General features: G+C 40.1%; 26 protein-coding genes, 1 tRNA gene, 1 other RNA gene and 1 pseudogene. 12 read left to right on the plus strand and 17 right to left on the minus strand.

All coding sequences use genetic code 11. From position 1 onward, the window contains the following. Positions 1 to 775 precede the first annotated feature (775 nt). Positions 776 to 1,141, plus strand: a complete 366-nt coding sequence (locus ACFIKQ_RS01515) for a helix-turn-helix domain-containing protein (RefSeq protein ID WP_375655686.1) — start codon at positions 776 to 778, stop codon at positions 1,139 to 1,141. A gap of 380 nt (positions 1,142 to 1,521) precedes the next feature. Further along, a complete protein-coding gene (locus tag ACFIKQ_RS01520) occupies positions 1,522 to 1,887 on the plus strand; it encodes a helix-turn-helix domain-containing protein (RefSeq protein ID WP_375655688.1) in 366 nt (121 codons plus the stop codon). An 843-nt stretch (positions 1,888 to 2,730) separates the two neighbouring features. Here ACFIKQ_RS01520 and ACFIKQ_RS01525 read toward each other — a convergent pair. The 3 genes from ACFIKQ_RS01525 to ACFIKQ_RS01535 all read right to left on the minus strand — a co-directional run bounded on the left by ACFIKQ_RS01525 (position 2,731) and on the right by ACFIKQ_RS01535 (position 4,388). Continuing rightward, positions 2,731 to 2,946 carry a hypothetical protein gene (locus ACFIKQ_RS01525; RefSeq protein ID WP_375655690.1) on the minus strand — a complete coding sequence of 72 codons (216 nt, stop codon included), beginning with the start codon at positions 2,944 to 2,946 and terminating at the stop codon, positions 2,731 to 2,733. Positions 2,947 to 3,643: 697 nt separating this feature from the next. After that, entirely contained in the window at positions 3,644 to 4,225 is a 582-nt protein-coding gene (locus tag ACFIKQ_RS01530; RefSeq protein ID WP_375655692.1) for a disulfide bond formation protein B, read from the minus strand. Positions 4,226 to 4,235: 10 nt separating this feature from the next. After that, positions 4,236 to 4,388, minus strand: coding sequence for a DUF5993 family protein (locus ACFIKQ_RS01535; RefSeq protein ID WP_015856857.1), 153 nt, complete (start codon positions 4,386 to 4,388; stop codon positions 4,236 to 4,238). 814 nt (positions 4,389 to 5,202) lie between these two features. Here ACFIKQ_RS01535 and purE point away from each other — a divergent pair. From purE to ACFIKQ_RS01550, 3 genes are read left to right on the plus strand one after another with little or no spacing between them, the layout of a single operon-like run. After that, complete coding sequence (gene purE, locus ACFIKQ_RS01540; protein ID WP_015856858.1) at positions 5,203 to 5,700, plus strand: 5-(carboxyamino)imidazole ribonucleotide mutase; 498 nt, start codon at positions 5,203 to 5,205, stop codon at positions 5,698 to 5,700. Further along, positions 5,646 to 5,963 (plus strand): hypothetical protein, encoded by a 318-nt coding sequence (locus ACFIKQ_RS01545; RefSeq protein ID WP_375655836.1) that lies wholly within the window; start codon positions 5,646 to 5,648, stop codon positions 5,961 to 5,963. Before purE ends, ACFIKQ_RS01545 begins: the two co-directional genes overlap by 55 nt. After that, positions 5,933 to 7,015: a 5-(carboxyamino)imidazole ribonucleotide synthase gene (locus ACFIKQ_RS01550; RefSeq protein WP_375655828.1), complete on the plus strand. Its 1,083-nt coding sequence runs from the start codon at positions 5,933 to 5,935 to the stop codon at positions 7,013 to 7,015. The genes ACFIKQ_RS01545 and ACFIKQ_RS01550 overlap by 31 nt, the downstream gene beginning before the upstream one ends. A 247-nt stretch (positions 7,016 to 7,262) precedes the next feature. Here ACFIKQ_RS01550 and ACFIKQ_RS01555 read toward each other — a convergent pair whose 3' ends face one another. Continuing rightward, positions 7,263 to 7,403 carry a hypothetical protein gene (locus ACFIKQ_RS01555; protein ID WP_375644522.1) on the minus strand — a complete coding sequence of 47 codons (141 nt, stop codon included), beginning with the start codon at positions 7,401 to 7,403 and terminating at the stop codon, positions 7,263 to 7,265. Between the two features lie 2,597 nt (positions 7,404 to 10,000). On the opposite strand from ACFIKQ_RS01555, the gene ykgO reads away from it, so the two are divergent. From ykgO to ACFIKQ_RS01580, 5 genes are all read left to right on the plus strand, one after another. After that, positions 10,001 to 10,126 (plus strand): type B 50S ribosomal protein L36, encoded by a 126-nt coding sequence (ykgO, locus tag ACFIKQ_RS01560; RefSeq protein WP_013545486.1) that lies wholly within the window; start codon positions 10,001 to 10,003, stop codon positions 10,124 to 10,126. Positions 10,127 to 10,266: 140 nt separating this feature from the next. Beyond that, positions 10,267 to 11,052 carry a tetratricopeptide repeat protein gene (locus ACFIKQ_RS01565; protein ID WP_375635618.1) on the plus strand — a complete coding sequence of 262 codons (786 nt, stop codon included), beginning with the start codon at positions 10,267 to 10,269 and terminating at the stop codon, positions 11,050 to 11,052. An 802-nt stretch (positions 11,053 to 11,854) separates the two neighbouring features. Next, positions 11,855 to 12,015: non-coding RNA, 6S RNA (gene ssrS / locus ACFIKQ_RS01570), on the plus strand. A 331-nt stretch (positions 12,016 to 12,346) separates the two neighbouring features. After that, positions 12,347 to 12,952 carry a 5-formyltetrahydrofolate cyclo-ligase gene (locus ACFIKQ_RS01575; RefSeq protein WP_375644540.1) on the plus strand — a complete coding sequence of 202 codons (606 nt, stop codon included), beginning with the start codon at positions 12,347 to 12,349 and terminating at the stop codon, positions 12,950 to 12,952. 18 nt (positions 12,953 to 12,970) lie between these two features. Further along, a complete protein-coding gene (locus ACFIKQ_RS01580; RefSeq protein ID WP_375652776.1) occupies positions 12,971 to 13,792 on the plus strand; it encodes a TIGR00282 family metallophosphoesterase in 822 nt (273 codons plus the stop codon). Between the two features lie 368 nt (positions 13,793 to 14,160). Here ACFIKQ_RS01580 and ACFIKQ_RS01585 read toward each other — a convergent pair whose 3' ends face one another. From ACFIKQ_RS01585 to ACFIKQ_RS01605, 6 genes and pseudogenes are all read right to left on the minus strand, one after another. Then, positions 14,161 to 14,625, minus strand: coding sequence for a helix-turn-helix domain-containing protein (locus ACFIKQ_RS01585; RefSeq protein ID WP_375655695.1), 465 nt, complete (start codon positions 14,623 to 14,625; stop codon positions 14,161 to 14,163). Between the two features lie 172 nt (positions 14,626 to 14,797). After that, entirely contained in the window at positions 14,798 to 15,337 is a 540-nt protein-coding gene (locus ACFIKQ_RS01590) for a helix-turn-helix domain-containing protein (protein ID WP_375655697.1), read from the minus strand. Between the two features lie 654 nt (positions 15,338 to 15,991). Then, positions 15,992 to 16,258 carry a hypothetical protein gene (locus ACFIKQ_RS01595; RefSeq protein ID WP_375635614.1) on the minus strand — a complete coding sequence of 89 codons (267 nt, stop codon included), beginning with the start codon at positions 16,256 to 16,258 and terminating at the stop codon, positions 15,992 to 15,994. A gap of 163 nt (positions 16,259 to 16,421) precedes the next feature. Beyond that, positions 16,422 to 16,617: pseudogene (locus ACFIKQ_RS09110) on the minus strand (UDP-N-acetylglucosamine 1-carboxyvinyltransferase); the annotation flags it as partial. A 190-nt stretch (positions 16,618 to 16,807) separates the two neighbouring features. After that, entirely contained in the window at positions 16,808 to 18,103 is a 1,296-nt protein-coding gene (murA, locus tag ACFIKQ_RS01600; RefSeq protein WP_375655699.1) for a UDP-N-acetylglucosamine 1-carboxyvinyltransferase, read from the minus strand. Between the two features lie 159 nt (positions 18,104 to 18,262). After that, entirely contained in the window at positions 18,263 to 18,415 is a 153-nt protein-coding gene (locus ACFIKQ_RS01605) for a hypothetical protein (RefSeq protein ID WP_015856869.1), read from the minus strand. 177 nt (positions 18,416 to 18,592) lie between these two features. Between ACFIKQ_RS01605 and ACFIKQ_RS01610 the strand changes: the two genes are divergently transcribed. Continuing rightward, positions 18,593 to 18,667 (plus strand) — tRNA-Thr (locus ACFIKQ_RS01610). A gap of 186 nt (positions 18,668 to 18,853) precedes the next feature. Here the strand turns inward: ACFIKQ_RS01610 and ACFIKQ_RS01615 are convergent. The 6 genes from ACFIKQ_RS01615 to ACFIKQ_RS01640 all read right to left on the minus strand — a co-directional run bounded on the left by ACFIKQ_RS01615 (position 18,854) and on the right by ACFIKQ_RS01640 (position 22,006). Beyond that, positions 18,854 to 19,141, minus strand: a complete 288-nt coding sequence (locus ACFIKQ_RS01615; protein WP_375655701.1) for a hypothetical protein — start codon at positions 19,139 to 19,141, stop codon at positions 18,854 to 18,856. A gap of 139 nt (positions 19,142 to 19,280) precedes the next feature. Further along, positions 19,281 to 20,024 carry a YqaJ viral recombinase family protein gene (locus tag ACFIKQ_RS01620; RefSeq protein WP_375647299.1) on the minus strand — a complete coding sequence of 248 codons (744 nt, stop codon included), beginning with the start codon at positions 20,022 to 20,024 and terminating at the stop codon, positions 19,281 to 19,283. Positions 20,025 to 20,637: 613 nt separating this feature from the next. After that, positions 20,638 to 20,772, minus strand: a complete 135-nt coding sequence (locus ACFIKQ_RS01625) for a hypothetical protein (protein WP_375652768.1) — start codon at positions 20,770 to 20,772, stop codon at positions 20,638 to 20,640. A gap of 23 nt (positions 20,773 to 20,795) precedes the next feature. After that, on the minus strand, positions 20,796 to 20,984 hold the full coding sequence (locus ACFIKQ_RS01630) for a hypothetical protein (RefSeq protein ID WP_375635610.1): 189 nt from the start codon (positions 20,982 to 20,984) through the stop codon (positions 20,796 to 20,798). A 2-nt stretch (positions 20,985 to 20,986) separates the two neighbouring features. Next, positions 20,987 to 21,376 (minus strand): hypothetical protein, encoded by a 390-nt coding sequence (locus ACFIKQ_RS01635; protein ID WP_375652767.1) that lies wholly within the window; start codon positions 21,374 to 21,376, stop codon positions 20,987 to 20,989. A gap of 312 nt (positions 21,377 to 21,688) precedes the next feature. Further along, entirely contained in the window at positions 21,689 to 22,006 is a 318-nt protein-coding gene (locus ACFIKQ_RS01640; protein WP_015857134.1) for a transcriptional regulator, read from the minus strand. Positions 22,007 to 22,421: 415 nt separating this feature from the next. Between ACFIKQ_RS01640 and ACFIKQ_RS01645 the strand changes: the two genes are divergently transcribed. Next, on the plus strand, positions 22,422 to 23,492 hold the full coding sequence (locus tag ACFIKQ_RS01645) for a YdaU family protein (protein ID WP_375635609.1): 1,071 nt from the start codon (positions 22,422 to 22,424) through the stop codon (positions 23,490 to 23,492). A 137-nt stretch (positions 23,493 to 23,629) separates the two neighbouring features. On the opposite strand, the gene ACFIKQ_RS01650 is transcribed toward ACFIKQ_RS01645, so the two are convergent. Continuing rightward, positions 23,630 to 23,818 carry a hypothetical protein gene (locus ACFIKQ_RS01650; protein ID WP_375647332.1) on the minus strand — a complete coding sequence of 63 codons (189 nt, stop codon included), beginning with the start codon at positions 23,816 to 23,818 and terminating at the stop codon, positions 23,630 to 23,632. Positions 23,819 to 24,031: the final 213 nt, after the last annotated feature.

A 24,031-nucleotide genomic window follows, 5' to 3' on the forward strand; every position in this document is an offset into this window, starting at 1 on the left:
CCCTCAAACGAGACTGTTTCATCAGGCCAGGCAAAGAAATCCATCCTAAAATATTCATCACACTCTAAAAAACACCTTGATAAATTGATATGCCCGATATCACCGCCCCTCCAAATAACGCCGTTTTATGACATATTGATTTCTCTTGCCAATCTTCTGAAATTACTTTATCACTTAAAAGATATTTTGATCGTCCACGCAACGATCAAGAGGGAAAACAAGCCCTAAACCCTAGCGTACAATTGAACCCACTTTCGTGGGGGGCCCGGGATTCCGGGAGTTTTTGCTATGTCCAAGTGCTTACCAGCACTAAAAGCAAAAAAACTGACTAGGGTTCAGTACTTGTGACTCCCGGAATACCAATGCGAGGGCGCTCGCAACCGGAGGGGGCTTTAAGTGCCAACTAAAAATCCATATTTTATCGACATTTCTATAGGAAAAAAACGCGATTTATAATCCATATTTCGCACTTTTTTAAAAAGTACCCAATCTTGTAGTCTTTGAGATTATTTTGATTTTTCTTGCCAATTTTCTGAAATTGCCTTATAAATGAATACTGTAATTTTGGTCGTATACGCAACGACCAATAGGGAACTAAAAGCCCTAAATCCGAGCGTACAATTGAGCCCACTTTTGTGGGTATCCCGGAATTCCGGGAGTTTTTGCTATGTCCAGGTGCTTTAAGCACTAAAAGCAAAAAAACTGACTCGGATTCAGTACTTTTAGACTCCCGGAATACCAATGCGAGGGCGCTCGCAACCGGAGGGGGCTTTAAGTGCCAACTAAAAATCCATATTTTATCGACATTTTGATAGGCAAAAGAATCCGCCATAGACGCATTTCAATGGGACTTTCCCAAAAAGCATTAGGAAGCTATTTAGGCGTCAGTTTCCAACAAATCCCAAAATATGAAAAAGGCTTAAATCGTGTAAGCGCAGGGTGTTTACTCGAAATCGCCCAAAAACTGGATGTTCCCATAAGCTTTTTTTATGCAGATATTGCCACAAAAGAAAATCTTTCAACACATGCCGCACACTATGATCAAGAAACATACAGCGAAAAAGAACACACCCTTTTGAAAAACTTTAGAGAACTCAAAGCGAAAAAACAAAAAGCAATCTTATGGCTGATTTCTGATTAAGCAAAAGAGTAACAATTAACATTATTCCATTCATATACCCCCTTAAGTCAAATTCAAACCAGCACACCACACCTCTCAAAGAGCAGTGTTTTACGGCATAATAGAATAGAAAGATTTTGATTTCTCTTGCCAATTTTCTGAAATTGCCTTATGAATGAATACTGTAAGTTTGGTCGTATACGCAACGACCAATAGGGAACTGAAAACCCGAAGACTTGACACATGAATTTATCCCGCTTTGCGGGTATCCCGGAATTCCGGGAGTTTTTGCTATGTCCAGGTGCTTTAAGCACTAAAAGCAAAAAAACTGACTCGGATTCAGTACTTTTAGACTCCCGGAATACCAATGCGAGGGCGCTCGCAACCGGAGGGGGCTTTAAGTGCCAACTAAAAATCCAAATTTTATCGACATTTTGATAGGCAAAAGAATCCGCCATAGACGCATTTCAATGGGACTTTCCCAAAAAGAATTAGGAAGCTATTTAGGCGTCAGTTTCCAACAAATCCAAAAATACGAAAAAGGCTTAAATCGTGTAAGCGCAGGGTGTTTACTCGAAATCACCCAAAAACTGGATGTTCCCATAAGCTTTTTTTATGCAGATATTGCCACAAAAGAAAATCTTTCGACACATGCCGCACACTATGATCAAGAAACATACAGCGAAAAAGAACACACCCTTTTGAAAAACTTTAGAGAACTCAAAGCGAAAAAACAAAAAGCAATCTTATGGCTGATTTCTGATTAAGCAAAAGAGTAACAATTGACATTATTTGCCAATATCCAACTCCCCCTATAAACTTCAGATCACCCACCCCTCAAAAGATGATGTTTCATCAAACGCGACAGATACGTCCTATTCTAAAATATTCTTGCCCCTTCACCACCCTAAAGTAAGATCACTGAAAGCACCCGTTCACTCCCTCTTCAAAAAGCAACTTTCCCCCTCTCTTCCCTCACACCCTCTCTTCTCTCTCATCAACGCACCCTCGCCTCTTCATCCAAACTTCCCCTCCCTTCACAGACTCTTCATCCCCAAACCCCAATCTTCTCTCCACATTCCATGCCATGATAAAATCACACACCACACATAAAATCGCAGCTTACTTTTTTGCACATTTCCGTTTTTACGCTTTTACGTCATTACAGAAAGCAGAAAATCTGTAAAAAATGCATTACACAATAACGTTTTCACCAACTGTCATTAAAATCTCGCCTCCCTTTTCATTTAAATCCCTCTATTTTCACTTAAATCATAGATATAAACCGCCCTATTATTTGCATTGACCAGCATAAATTTTTTCGACAACTTCTAGCTATCAAAAGGATTTATAGGAAGCATTTTACGACTTTTAAAAAATTTTTTATTTACATCCAGTGCTTTCTTGTAACGTACGAGAGTACATTTAATTGATTGACTATAAGAAAATTTGAAATGAGAGAACCTTTTCGTTTTTCTCATTCAACATCCGCAATGATAACTTATCCTTATAAGTCACAGTATTTTTTCGTAAGACAAAACGCACAAAACACAATATACTTGCGTTGCATATTCACACGCTTGTTTTAAAGACAGATCTCTCAACGCTCATCACACCCATTTCGCCAACGCTATCCATGATAGGAATGGCAAAATCCCCCCCCATGAAATGTATAAAATCCATTCAGCCCCCCTATCTTTACGCTTATGGAGGAACACACTGGCAGCATCACAAAAACTCTGCCAGCTCCCAATGTTGCGGACAGCCTTCAGTTCAAGAGCCAATTCATTAAAGGCATGCCTTTCTTGTAAAGTTTTTACCCACATGGCCCATCCGCTCATGATGTGCAAGCAAGTAATTTTAATTGATTCAATATGAGAGAACGGGTGATGAGAAAATCTTATTATTTTTCAGCGTTGTGCTTCACGTTGGAAATGATAATTTATCATTATAAATCAACACCTTAATAAAAAAGAGAGTCATCCAGACGCTTTATTTTTTCTAAAAAAGGCTTCACACTGAAAAGAAAAGATCTAAAAATTAGATAAAAAAAAAGGTTTGCCTCTAATAAACAAACCTCTGCAGAAAATTATTCAGATAATTTTCAAAATTTTAAATTAATCCCTCTAAAAGCAGCAAAGATACTTCAGAAGCATCAAAATGAATACAATAACTTATTTAACGCAATGTTAAGAAAAATCAAGAATAAAAATTTTTTATCGTTAATGCACCTTTAAAAAACGAAGCTTTTTAACCCACGCAGCTCAACAATCTGGGATTGTTCTAAAAACACCTGCAACCAATCCTTTTATCTCCCTCAAAAGACAGTATAAAAGGTTCACAGAGCAAGTCTTCGCTTAAAAAACATCAATCGCAAGCGCTCATAAAAGCCAGTGTTGGCATAAAAGATCAGATTATCGAATAATCTTGCTAAAATGTCTTCCCAATCAATAAAAAAGAAGCGGATTTTTTAACATTTCCGCCTCTTTAACAATAAAATCACGATGAGGGATTATTAAAAATTCAAGACTGTGAAGGGAACCAATTTGATAACAATTCATACCTTACAGGATCATCAGCACATTGTCCACCACCACATTCCAGTATGGTAGAAATCAAATTTGCCGCAATCAAAAACACAAATAAAAAACTTGCCGTTTTACTCAAAAATGGAAAAGAAGAAAATTCTTTGAACTTATGTGCCAATTCGCCTAAAATCATGACAAATGAGACAGCAAAGATACAAAGGACAGAAATAATGAAAGCCCAAGTATAAAAATGCAATCCAAAGAACGTTGAACCATATCCCAAATCATCAGGTGTTATATGCAAAAACACTTGCCGTGCTGCAACGGCACTCGTTACCATACAACCGAGAATAACCATACCATAATGGGTATTTTTCACCTTATGGTGAATATTGAGCAAGAACCCACAACCTGCCAGCATCAATCCAACGCGCTGTAGCAAACAAAGGGGACAAGGTAACTCAAACTTTACCAATTGATAATAAAAAGCCACCACCAAGACAATAGATAACCCAATGAGTCCTAGCGTATTCATAAAGATGACGAAATGAGGGTTTTTTTGTTCAACTTGTTCCATGGCTATTCTCTCAAAAAGATAAATTTAAAGTAGAAGTTGCGTGATGATTGAAAGTGAGAAGAATGACAACGAATAAAATTGCCCACAAAGCATAACTTATATTTTTTTTGCCATACATAGTCGTTATTGCAGTACCTAAAGCGATTAAAAATGGAAAAAACATAGCTTTAAATCTCCTTTACATCCGGTGTTTAACTTTTAATTTATTTCAGCTTCCACCATTATTACAAAATTGGGCAAAAAAGAGACCATGGATTTATTATTCACAATTCGTCATTCACTTTATCTTGTCATTATATTTAAGTGAAAAAAAAACGCAGAACCATATAATCGCTAAGAAACACATCTTAACAAAAGCACAAAAGCGTTGATTATTCGCTTCCCTTTATATCAGCTATTATTAAAAATATATCAACGATTACAAAGAGCATATTCCCCCACTCAATTAATAGAATCACTTGAACAGCAAAATAAATAGCCTTTGAAATTAAGAGAGCGACATCTCTTTTTTCTCAAAAGAATATCCTCACTTTGCAACGCATTTTCGCCATAAAAATCTCTTTTTCTCATAAGCAATTTTTCAAATTGCAGCAGATTTTATAATATATGGTGACCATGTTTATTTTAGCAAATAAAAATGAGACATTTTTTAAAACTTACAATCAATGGCTTTCCCCCGATGTATTTTTTCCTCTTACCTTAAATAAACGACAATCCCGAAGCTCAACAGCCTCATAGGTCCCACACCACCCCTTAACACCCCCCTCAAAATTCATCCCTCCCCCTCAAAAGAAGTGCTTCATAACCTTCAATACTTTAATTTTTCAACTCTCGAGATCCCCCTTTAAATTTTTAGCTTTCCATCTTATTTGAAAAATAACTGTTTCTCTGTCATCAATTGGCTTTGCAAAGAGAATATAAAACTTTTAAAAAAATAATGATAAAGAATCGCATTGAACCTTTGAAAAGGATGGTGAATGATGAAAAAATCATGTGATGTCGCGATTTTAATGGGGAGCCAATCGGATTGGCAAACGATGTGCCATAGTGCAGATATTTTGACAAATCTTGGTATTTCTCATAGTTCGCATATTGTCTCAGCACACCGAACCCCTGAACGCCTTTATCAATTTGCAAAAGAAGCAAAAGACGCAGGATTTAAAGTTTTAATTGCCGGTGCAGGGGGTGCAGCGCATCTTCCTGGTATGCTAGCGGCCCTTACGCCTCTTCCTGTTTTTGGCGTTCCAGTGCATTCTCATTCTCTTTCTGGTCAAGATTCTTTGCTTTCAATTGTGCAAATGCCAGCAGGGATACCCGTTGGCACATTAGCAATTGGCAAAGCAGGTGCAATTAATGCAGCACTTTTAGCCGCAGCCGTTATGGCCATTTATGATCATGATCTCGCCCAGCGATTACAAGATTGGCGTCAACAACAAACAGCCAATGTCGCCAAAACGCCTGTAACGGAGGTTTAAAATGGCACCGTTTTCCAACACCACCCTCTCATCCAACACCACCCCCTCATCCAACACCACCCCCTCATCCAACACCACCCCCTCATCCAACACGCCCCTCTCATCCAACACGCCCCTCTCATCCAACACCACCCTCTCATCCAACACGCCCCTCTCGTCCAACACGCCCCTCTCATCCAACACCACCCTCTCATCCAACACGCCCCTCTCGTCCAACGCCCCCTCACCTAACATATTACCTCCAGGCAGCGTCATTGGTTTAATCGGGGGCGGACAATTAGCACGGATGCTCGCCATAGCGGCCGCAGAATTAGGGTTTCGAACAGTTATTTTTTGCCCTGAGGCCGATTGCCCAGCCGCTCAAACAGCAAACAGCCATATTGTTGCCTCCTATGACGATACATCAGCTTTAGATCATTTTATTTCTCAGTGTGATGTTGTCAGCTATGAATTTGAAAATCTTTCGCTTCAAACGGTTCAATATGTAGAGAAGAGTAAGCCTGTTTATCCTTCTTCCAAAGCATTAGAGATCACGCAAGATCGACTTTTTGAGAAGCAATTTTTACGTGATCAAGGGATTGGAACCGCCTCATGGTATGCTGTTGACAATTCTTCTTCTCTTCTTTCCGCTCTCGATGCCTTAGGCGAACGTGGTCTTTTAAAGACGCGTCGTTTTGGTTATGATGGGAAAAACCAGATCAAACTTGACCGCCCCAATGAACAAACCCTTGACGAAGCCTTAAGGACTTTTCAGGAGCAGCCTTGTATTTTGGAAGAAATAGTTCCTTTTTTATCAGAAATTTCAGTTCTCTCGGCTCGCACAAAACAAGGGGAACATATTTTTTATGATTGCCCTGAAAACCAACATAAAAACGGAATTCTTCATAAATCCTTTGTTCCATCCCATATTCCACTTGACGTGCAAAAAGCAGCCCAAGAAATCAGCCTAACAGTAATGGATGCCCTCGATTATGTTGGTGTTCTTTGTATTGAACTTTTTGTCTTAACGGATGGTCATCTTTTAGTAAATGAACTCGCGCCGCGTGTCCATAATTCTGGTCATTGGACACAAAAAGCATGCATAACTTCACAATTTGAACAGCATATCCGTGCTATTTGCGGTCTTCCCTTAGGCAGCACATACCGTCATAGCGATTGCCAAATGACAAATCTTCTTGGGAACAATTTAAGCACGTTAAAATATTTTCTCACGCAAGAGCGCACCTCAATCCATTTATATGGCAAAAGCACTGTTCAACCCTACCGCAAAATGGGGCATGTCATCCAATTAATGGGACCAGCGAGCAAATCTTAACGCTCACATATAAAAACGCTTTTTCGCCCAAGTGAAGACAGAAAAAGCACCCTCTCCCCTCACACCGATATCCAGCAGCTCAAATCGCGCACACCCCTGACCTTTTAACTTTCCCCTGACATGGCTTCTCCCCCCTTCACACCCTCCGACAAGCCCTGCTCTTTTAAAAACATCACCTCTTCTCGCCCACAAACCGTTTCACATCTCATCCCCCCTCAAAAACAAATCTTCACTCCACACCGATTGACTATCCATGCGGCTCAACAAACGCTCCCCAACCCCTTTCAACCCTTCTTTCCCACCCAAAACTCTGTCCCCCTTTTTTTCTCAAAAACATCATCCCCTCATCCAACATCACCGCCTCATCCAACATGTTACCTCTAGGCATCATTATTCCCCATGATAGAGGCAGCCCCTTCATTTTCCTTTTAATCCCAATCTTTAGGAAAGAGACTGATCGATTGCGCCCATAGATACCAATCCACGATGCGCTTTTATTGCCTCTAGCCTCTCTTCTTATGTTTATTTTTGCACAAAAGCATTTTCACAAAAGCATGAGTTTTGTTTTCTCATAAAATCGCTGAGAGGTAAAACGTATTACTCTACCCAAACAACTCTCGCAAACGCAGCCCAATATTGATCAGAAGATAGCCCCTCCAGCATAGCAACTTTCCTCTCTCTCTTTTTTCCTTAACGGATAGAGGACCTTCTTCTTTTGTTCATCCGCTCAACATCTTTCTCGAAAAAGTCTCCTCAACGTCCCCCAACGGCTTAAATTTCTTCTTTACAAATCAATTTTTCTTCTCTCACGCTCCCCCTCTTTTCAGCGCATCGATTTTCCCACCTTTTCTTTAAGCTTGTTAAGACAATAAATTATAAGGCGCATCACCACCGTATAATGCTCATGGGTTTTATGGCATATCTTTATTGCATCCCGCACAGTTCTTTATGAACTCCCTTATCGTAAGCGTACTTTGTTTACGCATACTCTCACCCACAAAAGACTCTCTGTAACTCTCTATCCTGCTCAACAATGACATTCATCAAGACCATCAGACCCGCACACTTCACGAAGTTTCAATTTTTTTCGCGCTCCAAGCTTCTTTCAAGAGCACCTAACAGCACCCTTAATTGACTAAGTATAAATGTTTATTTTATTATCCTAGTAAAGCTAAATTATACTTTTTAATACTATCATTGCCTTTAAAACGCTCATTTAGCGAAAAAATACTTCATTTCTAAAAATAAGGAAGCAACTTTAAATGAGGCACAGCCTGTTCCTCCCAAAAAAAACGGAGAGGGGGTCCATTCAGACACATGCTATTCCTCTTTCTTTTAATCTTTCGTAAACCCATTGTTCTCGTAACGAAAGTCTTCGCAATAGGCTTTTTATTAATGACAGGAATTCTTTGTATAGCATGCCTTATGGGAGGAAGAGAGTCACTGCCCCTATCGATCGGGATACCAATGATCATTGTGTCAGCTCTCTTTGGCATTGGCAACATGTATATAAATTGGTATTATGACATACTTTTATTACGTCTATCGCCAGACAATGTGAACCTTTCACTCTTTCAATAAACATCATCATAGATCACCCTTGGGAAGGTCAAATTTTTCTACAGCATGGATATTAAAAGGAATTCAAACTATCCACATTCAAGAGCCAAAGTGTATTCTCACTATACTGGTTCCCTCACCGGATGGTTTGAATTCCCCATCCGCTTGACAATATCCAGCAATCCACCCCACGTAGAAATACACGTAGAAATAATTGGGTTGCAAAAAATCATAAGCTATTGACTTCAAAGAGAAATTTATGCAGAATCTTTCACTCTAATAGCACAAATTTAATCCCCCATTAGAAGTTCCAAGCGCGCCACTCCGTTCCTGATCTCCACGTCAAAGATATAATTACAGGACGTGATTACAGCACTAAGCTTATCCATTCCCAAACATCCTCTCAGCCCTCACGTAAAATAAAAAGCCTCAAACAGAAGACACTTGTATTACCAATTTACGCGCTTATTTTAGAGAAACACTTATTTTAAAGAAACACTTGGCCAATGCACATTGCCACCACTTCACAACAGCCCCTCATCATAGAGTATAAAAGCTCTCGATAATAGCTTAAACATTTATAGTGCACCACCCCTTCTTCAAGCTTATGAAGCGTAAACGCCAGCCTCATCACACCGTTTTGCCAGTCCCCAATGTTGCAGCACTCTCTTGCACTTGAAAGCATTTATAAAAGACCGTTTTATTCCTTACTCTTCAAGTGTTTTTACCCATACACCAATCCCGCTTGTGATATGCAGGCAGCAAATGCTATGGTTAAAGATACATAGATTTGTAATGAGAAAACCATAACACTATGCGAGACTCTTAAGTTTGCTATGTCTACTATGAACAGTAGAAATTGATCCTTATCAATTCATCCCTTTTGTCTTCATCATGCAATTTATTTTCTAGGTTTTAAGAGCAAACTTTAAGAATATCCTCACACACTAACAAAAAACACATCATGGTATAAATTTTACATAAGCCTTCTACACCGCCTAAACGATGATATTTTACGGAAAAACAGGTTTCTCTTCTCACAAATGAGAAGCTTTTACTTGTTTCCACTTTTTATTCTTCTTTTTTGCGAGAATATTTTTACCTTCAAGGCAACCATTAACCCACCATAGGAAATGTATAATACACCCTTGACAAGAATAAGACTTCTTGTTAAATCTTTCTTACTTTTTTGCAATTTTCACTTATTCGTTGTGCTAATGAAGTGGTTAATGCGTACCTTAAGAGTGCGCTTCTCTTTTTGTGATCACAGTGAAAAAGTGTGTCGTGTGATGTTATGATGCAAGTACGATATCGCAATGCAATGTTCATAGTGTGAGCAGTGTATTGGGGTTGTAATATTGTATTTTCGTGTTTTAATGTTGTATTATAGTATTGTGTTACGTAAACTGTTTAACGGTGAATATGATGAAAATTAAAAATTCGCTTAAAGCACTAAAGGAGCGCCACCGTAACAATCGTTTGGTGCGTCGTAAAGGTCGTATTTATATTCTTAATAAAACGAACCCACGTTTTAGAGCGCGTCAGGGCTAACTCTTTTAGGGTTAATGTTTTTATGCCTACTTTTTGTAGGCTTAAAAATTTTTCTTAAGTTTTTTTTGGTTATAAGTCCGTTGGTTACGAGTCCATTGTTTGATAATATTTGGTGATTTATCTTTTGGGGGCTTGTTTTTATGGATTCTTCTATTTTTCTAAAAGCTTTTCGATTTTTTCAGCTGCGTTTTTTCTGTATCTTCCAGCACATTTTTTTTCTTTTTTTTGTTGGCATTTTTTGTTTTGTTCCCTCTAGCTATGGGCAAAATCCTCCTTCGCTTCCTGAAGATCGTCCTTCTCCACAATCGCTTTTACCGTTAGATGATCTTATTCCCAATTCTCCTGCCCCTTCCTCAATGCCCTCTGATTCTGATTTGTCTGCGATTACTCTTGAAGATTTTGACAAAGAGCAGCTTTCCCATGTTGACAGAGTTAAGCAACGCAAAGAAGCCGAAATTTTACGTTTACTGAAAGAGTTGAAATATTGTGCTGATGTTTCTCAAGCGAAAAAGATCAGTCAACAACTTCAACTTTTATGGTCGCAATCGGGGAGCGATACAATTGATCTTTTAATGTCATGGGCTGAAAATGCGATCAGTAGCGACGATTATGGACTTGCGCTTGATTATATTGATAATGCTCTTGCACTTTTACCTACTTACGCTGAAGCTTGGGTAAGACGTGCTTGGATTCACATTCAACTAAACGACTTCAAGCTTGCCATGCTTGATCTCAACCATGCTCTTGAACTTGAGCCGCGCAACTATATAGCTTTTTTTGAACTTGGCGTTACCATGGAGGCAACAGAGCGTCCAAAACTTGCTCTTAAAGCTTATGAAGCAGCATTAGAGTATTACCCACAAATGCGCAGGATTCAAAAGCGCGTGCAAGCTCTGTTAGACGAACAAACACCACAAGCTCTTTGAAACCATTCAAGAACGAGACGCTTTACGACATCCTTTCAAACTTAGATAAAACGCAAGCCGGCTTCACATTCCACTCAATAAACTAAAAGCCCCCTGCTTATAACCACGCCATCACCCCCCACCACGCAATTGACAATGTCTTTTTTGAATTTTGACCTGTTTTGTATTGAAGGCAGCTTCCAAACACTTCCAATATACCCTCTACAGAATTTCTTCTCATAGCAAGCAAACGCTTCACACCTGAGTCTTCTTCACACCTCCTCTTTTTTTTACATCCCTCCATCATGGATAAAAAATTTGTAAATACGATCCTCAAAAAATATTTTTTGAAAAAAGCTTAAAACATCGCTAAGCACCTTTGATAAACTGTCATCGTCTTTTTTTATTTTTATGAGCTTCAACCATAGCGGAGCACATACCGTATCGGCTCTCCTCCACCCCTCAAAGTTGATAAAACAGCACTGAAATATTCCCTACAAGGAAAAAACTTCAAAGACGCAATGTCAGTTAAACAAACATCCTTGAATAAGAAACTTTTCCCCTTCAAAGCTCCTCCAAGCATTCCCGCGAAACATAAAAATCAAGCGATTGCCAATAAACCGTTCTGCGTCACTCAATCACTCACCCCCAATCATATTTTTTGCTTTTTTTGCTTTGAATAAAGCATTCTATATATAATACAGCCATTTCCAGCAGCCACCAGCAAGATTGTAAAACCATCTTGAAAAAACTTTATGAAAAATAAGAGATCGCGGTTATTTTATCTCTAGCAGAAACTCTGAAATTGTTTTATATTAAGGAGGGTGTTCTGCGCTTCTCGACAGGAAATAACGTATTCCTGAGACCTTAATGATCTCCAAGGGAGCTGTCCCTGATCAAGCCCGTGGGCTTTTTCATATGGCGCCCACCTATTTGTATAGGTTCCTGGGATCAGCTTTTTCCATCGGCTGTTGTGGATCACCCTTTTTTACATCAAAATTTTTCCAGATAAAAATTGAGAGCATCCTTTTACATAAGACCAATGACGATACTCTCTTTTCAAAAAATAAAAATTACGAGGGGCTTTATTTTATGAAACAGACAGCACTTACAAAAAAATCCCCTCTGTAAATCCGCTTCATCCCTTTGCACAGCAAGCAGCGCAAAAGCGGCTTGTCGCACCAAGATACCCCCTAAAGAGCACACACTTTTTTCATGCTTTTTTTTCATGAGCACAGCTCTTATCTTAACAGAGATTTACAAAACGCCAACAATAGATAAAATGCCAGCATCTTATAAAACAACTGGCGAGACAATGACACAAAATCCCCTCTGTGAATCTGCTTCATCCCTTCGTACACAGCAGCGCAAAAGCGGTTTATCGCGTCGTGATGCTCTTTTAATAGAAGAGCGCACACTCTTTTCGCAGCGTGCTTGTTGCCACTTTATTGAATACCTTGAAAAAAAGGGGACAGATTTTTCACGCCTCATTTTGGCAGGCTATTGGCCCATTAAATCGGAAATTGACCCGCGTCCTTTACTGGATGCTGTAGCATTACGCGGCGGACGTTTAGCCTTACCAGCAGTACTTGATCCCACCACCATGGTTTTCCGTGCATTTTCGCCCAGCACGATTTTAGAGCCCATGCGCTTTGGCACCTTTGGTCCCAGTGCCGACAATGGTGTTGTTGTCCCCAATAATATTATTGTTCCACTTTCTGCGTTTGATCGTCAATGTCACCGTCTTGGCTATGGAGGAGGATATTATGACCGTGCGGTTGAAGCTCTTGAAAAACAAGGGCATCAAATGACATTATGGGGCATAGGATTTTCATGTCAGGAGGTTTCCTCTATTCCCGCAGCAGAACATGATCTACAGGTACAGGGAATTTTTACAGAAAAAGGTTTCTTAAAATGTTAAAATGTGATTAAAGTGCCTATGCGTTTTTTATTTTTAGGTGACATTGTTGGTAACACAGGCTGTAAAGCTGTTTTTGAACACCTTCCTCAACTGATTAAGAAGTGGCAGCTTGATTTTGTTGTGGTAAATGGTGAAAATGCCTCTGGTGGTTTTGGTCTCACACAAGAAACGTATCAAGATCTTTTGATAGCCGGTGTTGATGTTGTCACCACGGGCAATCATGCTTTTTCTCACAAAGAAGCATTGCAGTATGCCCATGAGAGCGATCGTTTTTTACGCCCTGCCAATTTTTCGAAAGAAACTCCCGGAAGAGGTGTTGGTATTTTTACGGCAAAAAATGGAGCCCGTGTTCTTGTCGCCAATCTGTTGGGCAGCGTTTTTATGCCGTTCAAAGTAGAAGATCCATTTGAAACAGCGGAAAATATTCTGCTTGCCTGTTCATTGATGGAGCAAGCCGATACGGTTATTTTTGACTTTCACGCAGAAACGACAAGCGAGAAGCAATGTTTTGGCCATTTTCTTGATGGTCGTGTGAGTGTTATCGTTGGCACACATACGCATATTCCCACGGCTGACGCGCAGATCTTAGAAGGTGGGAGCGCCTATTTAACAGATGCAGGCATGTGTGGAGATTATAATTCATCTCTTGGAATGGATAAAGAAGAACCCTTACACCGTTTTCTTTATAAGACGAAGCAAGATCGTTTTGAACCGGCGTGTGGTCCCGCCACCCTTTGTGGTTTAGCGGTTGAGATTTCAGATCGCACAGGTTTAGCAGAAAAGGTCTCGGCGGTACGGATTGGTCCTCATTTAAAGCCTGAAGTTCCAGATTTTTGGTAGCTTCTTTTAAGCCGCCCCTTTGATGATTACTCTCCACTGTGCGCCCTTTGGATGATCGCTCTCCACTGTTTCCTTTTGAGAACTCTATTTGGCAAGACGATTTTTCAAACCCTTCCCAAATCCTAAAAACACCCCACCCCCCAATTTGCCTAATACAGCAACTTTTCTAGCACAAATAAGTCACTCTTTTTAAAAAAAATAAAGGATAAAGGATAAAATTTTTCGTGATTGTTAAAACGATGAGAAGGAGGTTTTATTTCGACATTTCTGCGGGGGGGGGGAGGGAGAAATGCTAACCCCCTTCTCTGAAAAAGGGTTTATATAATAATTTATTATTTAGCAAGAGCCTCTTTAATCTTTTTTTAATTCTAACGAAAATTTAATCTTAAAATTGCTTTCTGCTTTTTAGGTTTGAGCTCTCTAAAACTTTTCAAAAGGACTTGCTCTTCTTTGCTCGAGATCCTTTCATCACAAGGATACAAGGCGTTTTCTTTTGTTGAGAGATCAGCGTAAAAAAAGGAAATGGGAACATTGAGAATGTCAGCAATTTCTTGTAAACGCCACGCCCCTATACGATTAGAGCCTTTTTCATATTTTTGGATTTGTTGAAAAGTCACACCTAACTGGCTGCCTAATTTCTTTTGCGACATTCCCAGCATTGTTCTTTTAAAGCGAATTTTTCTGCCTATCGAAATGTCGTTAAAGTGTGGATTTTTAGCTTTCACTTTAAGCTCCCCTGCCGAGTGCGAGCGCCTCTTATGCGTATTCCGGGAGTCAAAAACACTGAGTTCAGTCAGCTTTTTTGGTTTTAGTGCTAAAGCGCACCTGGACATAGCAAAAACTCCCGGAATCTCGCGATACTTATAAAGCAGGCTAATGTCTCAGCTTGAATTCTCAGGCTTTAGGTTCCACCATTCAACCACACTGTACGACGAGAACCTTGGCTCTTGTTCATAAAATAATTTCAGGAGATCAGCAATAAAAATTAAAACAGTGTTTCTTATCTCATGAGACAATCAAACACAAAATTGCTTTCTGCTTTTTAGGTTTGAGCTCTCTAAAACTTTTCAAAAGGACTTGCTCTTCTTTACTTCCGATCCTTTCATCATAAGGATACAAGACGTCTTCTTTTGTTGAGAGATCAGCGTAAAAAAAGGAAATGGGAACATTGAGAATATCAGCAATTTCTTGTAAACGCCCCGCCCCTATACGATTGGAGCCTTTTTCATATTTTTGGATTTGTTGAAAAGTCACACCTAACTGGCTACCTAATTGCTTTTGCGACATTCCCAGCATTGTTCTTTTAAAGCGAATTTTTCTGCCTATCGAAATGTCATTAAAGTGTGGATTTTTAGCTTTCACTTCAAGCTCCCCTGCCGGTTGCGAGCGCCCTCGCATTGGTATTCCGGGAGTTGAAAGAGCTGAAACTTGACTCAGCCTTTTGCTTTTAGTGCTAAAGAGCACCTGGACATAACAAAAGCTCCCGGAAATCCGGGATATCCATAAAGCTGGATAAATACGTGTCTCAAGTTTCGGGTCTTTCATTCCCTGTTGGCCGTTGCGTAGACGACCAAAACATTCTCTTACCAATAAAGCAATTTCAGGAAATTTACAATAAAATTTAAAACAGTCTTTATTTTATGAGCTCCACCCCCCCGCCTCTCAAATGCTTATGCCCGCTCGTAAAAACTCCAAAACCATGAGATAAAACCCACTTTTATTGAGAGGACTAATAACCCTTTATTTTTGAGATCAAGCCTCCCAAAAGCACACCTAACAACATATAGCCCCCTCCCAAAGCCATTTTTGAGAGACATCTTACAGATTTACACTGTGATGCGTTGGATTTTTGCGCCAAATCGGACTAATTTTTCCTCCAATCTCTCAAATCCACGATCAAGATGATAGACACGATTGACGATTGTTTCTCCCTTTGCTGCCAATGTAACAAGATAAGAGGGCTGCAATCACAAGAGAAACAAAAAGCGCGCAAATCCGTCGCCATGATGAGGCCCCCCTTGCAAATTCTCTGTTTTATGAGATGCGCTACCCTCTAATCCATAGCGCTTTATCGGCGCCCCATTAACAATGCCATCCTCAGCTTTTAAAGAATGAAGATACTTTTTTGTTATGATTGTCTTTTATAGGTTTTCCATATTCGTTTTTTCATCAATTAAAGAGATTACATTGCCCTTTTCATCAGTACCCGTGCCCAAGAGTTCTACTAAACTTCCGTGGATTGCGAGATTCTAAAGGATTACACTCCGGATTCTTGTCATGTACTATACACCATTCTATATAAGCAGGGTCATTCTGAAAATCTTCTGAAGCACCATAAAGAACTTTTTTTTCAAGTTGATTTACACCAGACTTTTTCCATGTACCTGCAATGGTTTGAGGCAATTGAGCTTGATAACATCCAATCATAATCAATAAAGCACTCAATAATTTAAAAGTCTGCTTCATTTCATTTTCCTTGAATAATTATAAACACTATAAAATACATAGATTATTTTATTATCATATTTTTATATTAAAAAACAATAAATATTGTGAACGTTTACTATCATTTTGAATTATTTTCTTTGGCAATGATAATACAAATAACACAAATACAAAAGAAACAAAAAGCGCGCAAATCCGTCGCCATGATGAGGCCCCCCTTGCAAATTCTCTGTTCCATGAGATGCGTTGCCCTCTCGCCCATCAAGCTTTCTAGACGCCCTCAAACGATTGAGTTCTTGAACATGCATAAAACGATTTTCGAAAATCTCGTCTCTGTAATATGCGCGGTTCCCTCAACCCCGTGTTATGAGCGCCATAAACGACATTTAGATAATGATACAAATCTTTTTTTGTTTTATGAGCTCCACCCGCCTCTCAAACACTTATGCCCGCTCGTAAAAACTCCAAAACCATGAGATAAACCCCACGTTTATTGAGAGGATTAACAAACCTTGTTTTCTGAGATTAAGCCCCCCGAAGAGAGAGATTAAAGAATACCCTCAAAGGGAATTACACTGTGATACGTTGGATTTTTGCGCCACAACGGACTAATTTTTCCTCTAATCTCTCAAATCCACGATCAAGATGATAGACACGATTGACGATTGTTTCTCCCTTTGCTGCCAATGCTGCAATCACAAGAGAAACAGAAGCGCGCAAATCCGTCGCCATGACAGGAGCCCCTTGCAAATTCTCTGTTCCATAGACAGTTGCTGTCTGCCCATCAAGCTTTATCGAGGCCCCTAAACGATTGAGTTCTTGAACATGCATAAAACGATTTTCGAAAATCGTCTCTGTAATATGCGCGATTCCTTCAGCCCGTGTCATGAGCGCCATGAATTGCGCTTGGAGATCGGTTGGAAAAGCAGGATAAGGTCCTGTTTTAATATCAACAGGCATAATTTTTGTGTTCTTTGGATTTCGCTTAACATGAATTCCTTGAGGTTCTATTTGAATCTCGAGTCCTGTTTTTTGAAGCACCTTAAGCACTTTTGTAAGATGATTAGGATTTGCATTTTTAAGAAAGACATCGCCTCCTGTCATAGCAACAGCCATTGCATATGTCCCCGCTTCGATTCGATCAGCAATGACGCGTATTTTTGTTCCTTTAAGTTTTTTAACCCCTTCAATTGTAAGCGTTGTTGTTCCTTCACCAGTTATTTGAGCCCCCATAGCATTCAGAGTTCGAATAAGGTTTGCCACTTCTGGTTCACAAGCCGCATTCTCAAGAAAGGTTGTTCCCTCTGCCAATGTCGCCGCCATAAGCATTACATGTGTTCCACCAACTGTGACTTTAGGGAAACGATAGTGAGCACCTTTTAACCCCCTTGGTGCTTTTGCATGAACATATCCATTTTCGATCGTAATCTGTGCGCCTAAAGTTTTGAGTCCCTCAAGGATAAAATCGACAGGTCTTGTTCCGATAGCACATCCTCCAGGAAGCGACACATAAGCCTCTAAGCATCGTGCAAGGAGAGGTCCGATAACCCAAAAGCTTGCGCGCATTTTTTTCACCAGTTCGTACGGCGCACGTGTTGTCGCTATTTTTTGCGCAGTAAAATGAATTGTTCTTGAATTCACACACTCATCGTTAAACTCTTGTCCATCAACAGCATACCCAACACCATGATTATTGAGAATACGAATAAGCAGTTCGACATCGGCCAGATGAGGGATATTTTCTAAAGTGAGCGTTTCTTCTGTCAAAAGCGCCGCAATCATAAGAGGCAATGCAGCGTTTTTTGCCCCTGATATAGGAATGGTTCCTTTAAGCTTTTTCCCCCCAACAATTTGAATAGAATCCATAGTGTTTTCCCTCTTTTCCTTTGTGCCTGCCCTTCCAAAGGTTTTTCCCCCTTCGGGAAGTTATGCTTTATTAATCGTTTTAGAACGCATTCTAAATATGAGAACAAATTATTGAGAAGTTTAGTTGCAAAGCTTCACTAAAAAACATTTTTTTGCATTTTAGAGCTCTGTTTGCGCTCTTTGTCGGCTTTGCTCTTTTCGACGTTTCAGGTTTTGACGCAATTGTTGCGCCAATCTTTCTTGACGCCGTTTTGCCTTTTCATCTTGATGATTCATTTCATTTTGTTTTTGTTTTTGATGCATTTGTGTCATTGCGCAACCTTTTAAACAGTGTTGAGCTTCTATCCAAGCAACTCATAACCTTAAATATTTAAGCATATAAGAAACATATGTCATGACATAAGATACGTTTTCTTGCAAGAATATACAAATGTTCTCTTGCCTATTTTCTGACAATATGGCACAAGACAGCGCAAAGATTGAAAAGGGGCTGCGGTAGCTCAGTGGTAGAGCACTCCCTTGGTAAGGGAGAGGTCGAGAGTTCAATCCTCTCTCGCAGCACCATTTTATTCTTCTTTTGTTTATTCTTCTCCTACCCCTCTCCTCTTTTCTATAAGCATCAATCACCTCCATTGATCCTCCATCAACGAAAGTATCATGCGCAGCATTCTCTCCCCAGTGAGAAAGGCTCTTGCCTTATTTATTAGTGGCTCCCTAACACTCAACATCTAACACTCAACATAAAAGCAGCTAAAACCCACGCCCCCATACGTCTCCTGTCTCACTTCCCCAACACGCCTCCCACAGTTCCTCATGCATAGGCTCTTCATACCTCTCTTTCCCTATACCGACTAAAACAGATAGCCCCCAAAAAACAAAAGCATAACGCGCACCATTGTCATCGCAATAAAGAAGCATTTGCCCTTTCATGAGTAAAATAATATCCCCCTTAACACTCAACACAAAAGCTCCCAGCCCCCCCTTCTGTCCCAATACGTCTAAACAAGCTTTAACGGTCTTAATTCCCCCTTCAAACATCTCCTTCCATTTCCCAACAAGTTTTCACATTCACTCCAAATCCCCTGCGCTTCCTGTGCCCCCTACTTGCCGCTCTCCTCAAACACCCCACTTGCTTTTCCCCCTCTGCTCTTTCCTTTTTATAAAACTTTTCCCCTGCTCAATGCTGTACAGATCCCTTTCTTGCCCGCCTCATTCTTGTTTTGCCCACCAGCAGACGCTTTGCATTCGCTCCCCGCTCTCTGTTTTTCCTTTCCTTCAAAGCAATTTCTGTCCTTATACTAAAACCTGTCTCAACACACTTAATTTGCTGTACCATCTTCTCCAAAGCCTCATTAAAACGGCTAATTTCATTTTCAAGCTTGCAAATATACGCTTCATCACGATAAGCACGTTTAATCAAAGGTGGCATATCAGGCCAATAGAGCATTAAATCCACCCATTCGCGTTGAGAAATCCATAACCCTCCTTGACATTGTGCTTTATGTTCTGCTGGAAAAGTCTTTTGCATAAAATGAGGGATCAAAATTTCAGGTTTTTTTGTTTTTATTTCTAATAAGCCATTTTCTCCCACAAAAGCATCGGGAGAAAATCCTTGTCCGCGATCATCTGCCAAAACAAAGCCAATACATTCAGGTTCTGTATGCGTAAGTTTTGCATAGAGTTGTCGTGCGATTGGTTCTAATTCTGTCCCACGTCGCTGAGAAACCGTTGTTCCTTCCTCAACGGTTTTTCCTGTAATTCTTTCTCCCGCCAATTTCATCATCACACTATGATATCGTGAAGTTTTTTGCCCCTGTTTTTTTTGTGCCATAACCATCTCAAACAAAGAAGCCGTAATCAAACCATTGCGTACTTTCTGCCATTCTTCCGTTCCCTGAATACAATCGATAATGATTGGCATAGTATTTCTCCCCTTCATCTTTAAAGTGTTTTTTGCAATATATCCTCTTTGAAACATTCACATTGTTTAAGCCTGTATCCCTCACACGGACTAAAGGCGACAGCATCCTTCAATGCATCCCTCAAGTATTGTGCCCCTAAAACAAAAAAACTGCTGCCCCCCTCAACATCCCCCCGCAAATTTCTCAATCACCCCAATGAAAAACCCAGCCGACAACTTTTCCCCCTCGCAAACCGCCCGTAATTTCTCATCCACAGACTCTTTTCTTCATGCCCCCCTTTCCCATATCGGCTAAAAATTTTCCCCCAAGCTCCCCCCAAGAAGGAAAACATAACACGCATCATGGTCACCGCAATAAAAAAGCATTTGCCCTTTCATGAGTAAAATAATGCCCCCTTAACACTCAATATAAAAGCTCCCAGAACACACGTGTCCCAATACGTCTAAACAAGCTTTAACGGTCTTAATTCCCCCTTCAAACATCTCCTTCCATTTTCCAACATGCTTTACGTATCACTCCAAGCCACTGATAGTTACCTCTCCCCCCAATTTCCTCAATCCCCCCAATGAACCCAGCCGACAGCTTTTCCCCTCGCAAAGCTCCCGCAGTTTCTCATCCATAGGCTCTTTTCTTCATATCCCCTTTCCCATATCGGCTAAAAATTTTCCCCCAAGCTCCCCCCCCCAAGAAGGAAAACATAACGCGCATCATGGTCACCGCAATAAAAAAAGCACTTGGGCCCATCATTGCGGCTCCCTTTTTCAATCTAGCTATTGCACGACGGAAAAATCATGGCGGCAATATTCTTCCTCCAATTTTTTTGCCATAAACTGAGCCACCTCTTGCGATATGAAAAGAATAGCGTTGTGTTTTTGTGGTTCGAGTCTGATTAAATTTCGCATATTTCCAGCATAATAAAGTGGAACCCCTTGATAAGAAGTCTTGAGATAACTTGGCATGTTTACCACCAATAATCTGTCAAGACATCACATGGGCGTAAACGATGCTGTTTTTCATAAGAGCCATAGAGATTATCTTCATAATCGCAAGCGGCTCTTTCATTTAAACAAGCATGATAAGCTTCACTATTCAAAACGAAGGGCTGCAATGGCGTATTTTCTTCATTCATTTCATGATTTTCGACATAAAAGTCAGCGATTTGTTCCGTAACATCTTCAGCATGAGAAGTTGTCAGATCGAGTCGTAAAACTCTATAAACAGTTTCACATTCTTCAATCAGTTCGAGCACTTCTTCGATTTCATCGATTGGTCCTTCATAAGTATTAGGATTTTCCTCTTCGCATAAAACGATAATGATTTCATCCTCTTTAACGAATGGAATATTTTTCATGATTTCCCCCTTTAGATAGTTGATAAAGCATAGCCTTGTCTTGACAAGACTAAATATAGCGTTAGTCTTATATCCTCTATAGGAGAGATGTCAACCATTTTATCCTTCATAAAAGATATATTTTAAATCTCTGCGGGGTTCAAATGACATATGTAAATAAAAATCTATTATTCTTTGTTCCTCTCATGTCCCTTTGTTGTTCTCTATTTGTTCTTACTCGATTGCAATTATAAACACGCTGGAGAGATAAAATGAGTGATATAATATTAATAAAATACTGGAGTCGTCTTGATTCAAAAGCACAGAAGGAACTTATTTTGGAGCTTCGTCAACGGGTCGCCGCAAAAGAGTCAAAATCGCCTGTCTCTCTTGCGGAGAGAGTTTTGAAATAAGCTCTATAAATTCTTTATCTTCAGGGCTAGCCCCTTTACCGTAAAGAATATAATTCATACTGATATTAATTTCGTGACAAATTCGCGAAAGAGATTCGATTGTTGGTTCTTTTCCTTCAGAAAGAATAGAATGAAGGTATCCCGCACCTTTACCAGCAGAGAGGGAGATAGATCTTTTTGACCGCCCACTTTTTTCCAAAGCGATCCTTAATCTTTGACGCCAACCATCGATATTCATAATTTCACCATATAGCGCGTCTTTTACAAAAAACACGTCCTTTTTATAAAATTGGCTTGCATTATCCTCTAAAAAGGATAAAATTAAGGAAACAAATTTTACTTTTTAGGGGGGAAAATTTTTTATTTTTGGATCATAAAAACACTTTAACCACCCCAAAGGATATAAAAGCCACCTCCAAAAGTTGCTGCCCAAAAGCAGATATATTGAAAATGTGTGGTACTCTTTATTTTTTCCATCACCGCAATCTTAAATCGTAAGTTTGCATGCGCTTCAAGCACACCCACTCATTTATAAACGTCGTAAAGAAGCCTCTCGTCATCATCAAACAGAGCCAAACAAAACACAAGCTGAATCCCTATTTGCGCTTTTATCGTCAATAAGAATGTATAAAAAAAAGAAAGTAGACTGCAGTATGAAACACGCTAATCAACAAGAAACTCCTCATTATGAATCGTCCAGGCTTCCGTATGTTTGTTGGTATCAAAATGACTTTCTAGGAGGTGTTCGTGGGATGCGCGCACACGAGATTGGAATCTATACGATTCTTCTCAATGAAATGTATGCACGCGGTCGTCCTCTAGAAATATCGGAAGAACGTTTAGCGCGTCTTTGTGGTTGTGACAAGCGAACTTTTGTTAATGTTTTAGAAATGCTCATCCAAGAGGGTAAGATTTTAAATTTAGCCAATGGATTATGGAACAAGCGTTGCGAAAATGTTTTTCAAGAGCGTGAAAAATTGCTTGAACAAAAATCCTTTGCGGGTCGTTCTTCGGCAAAAAAGCGTAAAAAAATCAATGCTGAGATTCAACAACTGCTTAACGAGAGTACAAAAGATGCTGCACAAAGCTTAGAAGCTCAAAAGACAGAAGAAAAGAAAACACCTCACGGTGTTTTTGAAAAGAAAATTTTGTGTGATGAGATAGAACCTTGTTTTTCCTGCGAAGAAAACTTTGAACAAAGCGATCACCAGTCTCTCTCTTTAGCTCTTGATTCTGCTCTCCCTTCCCCTCCACAAGAAGAAGCGGAGCAAAAAAACGCCTCTCCCCTAAACACTCCACAAGCCGATTTTGCCCCCGCCCCTATTGCGCAAATTGTCATGGGGGAAAAAACAAAATCCGCCACCAATCTCCCACCCAGCAATCTTCCTGTATCCATCCCGCCTTCTTCCAACAAAAAAACCACCGCCTCAGTTGCCAAAGGACACCGTCTTCCTGAACATTGGCAAGCAGACATCAAGGCGGCAGTTTCAGAAGGTTTGAGTGAAAGCCAAGCCTATTGGCAAGAAAAGAAGTTTCGCGACTATTGGCAAGCCAAGAGCGGAAAAGAAGCTCTCAAAGTAGACTGGCAAGCCACATGGCGCAACTGGTTTCGCCGTGAGATCGAACGGCTAGAACAGCAAAAACAGGGAAGCTCCTCATCTTTCATCTCTGAGAACAACGACATGCTTTACCGCAGTTTGATCAACTATAGCGACAATTCTTGACATCACACGAACAACGTATTTTTCAAGCACGCGCGGGGACAAAAAATGTTTCAAAACCATAAAAATAACAACAAAAACAACAATGAAATAAGCTATTCATACAGCAAAACAAGTCAACACCACCCCTACAACTCTCATCACAAAAGTGCTCGCCCTACACACGCCTCATCTCTTGCACGCAAAGGAACACAAACGCTCTCCAGCCTCTGTGTATCCATCCCGCCTTCTTCCAACAAAAAAACCACCGCCTCAGTTGCCAAAGGACACCGTCTTCCATGCACTTGGAAAATAGTTATCAACGCAGCAGTTTCAGAAACTTTCAGCAAAGATCATACCCTTCAAACAACGCTCGTCAGCCTTTCAGCATCCACCCCCTCTTTCTCGAGAAACACCCTTCTTCCAATTACCGCCCTTGCCAAAAAGGGTACCGTCTTCCTGAGCATTAGCAAGCAGACATCAAGGCAGCAGTTTCAGAAGGTTTGAGTGAGAGCCAAGCCCATTGGCAAGCCAAGGAGTTTCGCGACTATTGGCAAGAAAAG

The sequence above is a fragment of the Bartonella sp. MR63HLJHH genome, assembly GCF_042194155.1.
Taxonomy (GTDB): Bacteria; Pseudomonadota; Alphaproteobacteria; order Rhizobiales; family Rhizobiaceae; genus Bartonella; species Bartonella grahamii.

What these genes read in the sequence shown, in the direction of transcription:
- ACFIKQ_RS01525 (WP_375655690.1), bottom strand. Translation starts at nt 2,946, where the DNA reads ATGTGGGTAAAAACTTTACAAGAAAGGCATGCCTTTAATGAATTGGCT.
- ACFIKQ_RS01530 (WP_375655692.1), bottom strand. Translation starts at nt 4,225, where the DNA reads ATGGAACAAGTTGAACAAAAAAACCCTCATTTCGTCATCTTTATGAAT.
- ACFIKQ_RS01535 (WP_015856857.1), bottom strand. Translation starts at nt 4,388, where the DNA reads ATGTTTTTTCCATTTTTAATCGCTTTAGGTACTGCAATAACGACTATG.
- purE (WP_015856858.1), top strand. Translation starts at nt 5,203, where the DNA reads ATGATGAAAAAATCATGTGATGTCGCGATTTTAATGGGGAGCCAATCG.
- ACFIKQ_RS01555 (WP_375644522.1), bottom strand. Translation starts at nt 7,403, where the DNA reads ATGCCTAGAGGTAACATGTTGGATGAGGCGGTGATGTTGGATGAGGGG.
- ykgO (WP_013545486.1), top strand. Translation starts at nt 10,001, where the DNA reads ATGAAAATTAAAAATTCGCTTAAAGCACTAAAGGAGCGCCACCGTAAC.
- ACFIKQ_RS01565 (WP_375635618.1), top strand. Translation starts at nt 10,267, where the DNA reads ATGGATTCTTCTATTTTTCTAAAAGCTTTTCGATTTTTTCAGCTGCGT.
- ACFIKQ_RS01575 (WP_375644540.1), top strand. Translation starts at nt 12,347, where the DNA reads ATGACACAAAATCCCCTCTGTGAATCTGCTTCATCCCTTCGTACACAG.
- ACFIKQ_RS01580 (WP_375652776.1), top strand. Translation starts at nt 12,971, where the DNA reads ATGCGTTTTTTATTTTTAGGTGACATTGTTGGTAACACAGGCTGTAAA.
- ACFIKQ_RS01585 (WP_375655695.1), bottom strand. Translation starts at nt 14,625, where the DNA reads ATGTCCAGGTGCGCTTTAGCACTAAAACCAAAAAAGCTGACTGAACTC.
- ACFIKQ_RS01590 (WP_375655697.1), bottom strand. Translation starts at nt 15,337, where the DNA reads ATGAAAGACCCGAAACTTGAGACACGTATTTATCCAGCTTTATGGATA.
- ACFIKQ_RS01595 (WP_375635614.1), bottom strand. Translation starts at nt 16,258, where the DNA reads ATGAAGCAGACTTTTAAATTATTGAGTGCTTTATTGATTATGATTGGA.
- murA (WP_375655699.1), bottom strand. Translation starts at nt 18,103, where the DNA reads ATGGATTCTATTCAAATTGTTGGGGGGAAAAAGCTTAAAGGAACCATT.
- ACFIKQ_RS01605 (WP_015856869.1), bottom strand. Translation starts at nt 18,415, where the DNA reads ATGACACAAATGCATCAAAAACAAAAACAAAATGAAATGAATCATCAA.
- ACFIKQ_RS01615 (WP_375655701.1), bottom strand. Translation starts at nt 19,141, where the DNA reads ATGTTTGAAGGGGGAATTAAGACCGTTAAAGCTTGTTTAGACGTATTG.
- ACFIKQ_RS01620 (WP_375647299.1), bottom strand. Translation starts at nt 20,024, where the DNA reads ATGCCAATCATTATCGATTGTATTCAGGGAACGGAAGAATGGCAGAAA.
- ACFIKQ_RS01625 (WP_375652768.1), bottom strand. Translation starts at nt 20,772, where the DNA reads ATGATGGGCCCAAGTGCTTTTTTTATTGCGGTGACCATGATGCGCGTT.
- ACFIKQ_RS01630 (WP_375635610.1), bottom strand. Translation starts at nt 20,984, where the DNA reads ATGCCAAGTTATCTCAAGACTTCTTATCAAGGGGTTCCACTTTATTAT.
- ACFIKQ_RS01635 (WP_375652767.1), bottom strand. Translation starts at nt 21,376, where the DNA reads ATGAAAAATATTCCATTCGTTAAAGAGGATGAAATCATTATCGTTTTA.
- ACFIKQ_RS01640 (WP_015857134.1), bottom strand. Translation starts at nt 22,006, where the DNA reads ATGAATATCGATGGTTGGCGTCAAAGATTAAGGATCGCTTTGGAAAAA.
- ACFIKQ_RS01645 (WP_375635609.1), top strand. Translation starts at nt 22,422, where the DNA reads ATGAAACACGCTAATCAACAAGAAACTCCTCATTATGAATCGTCCAGG.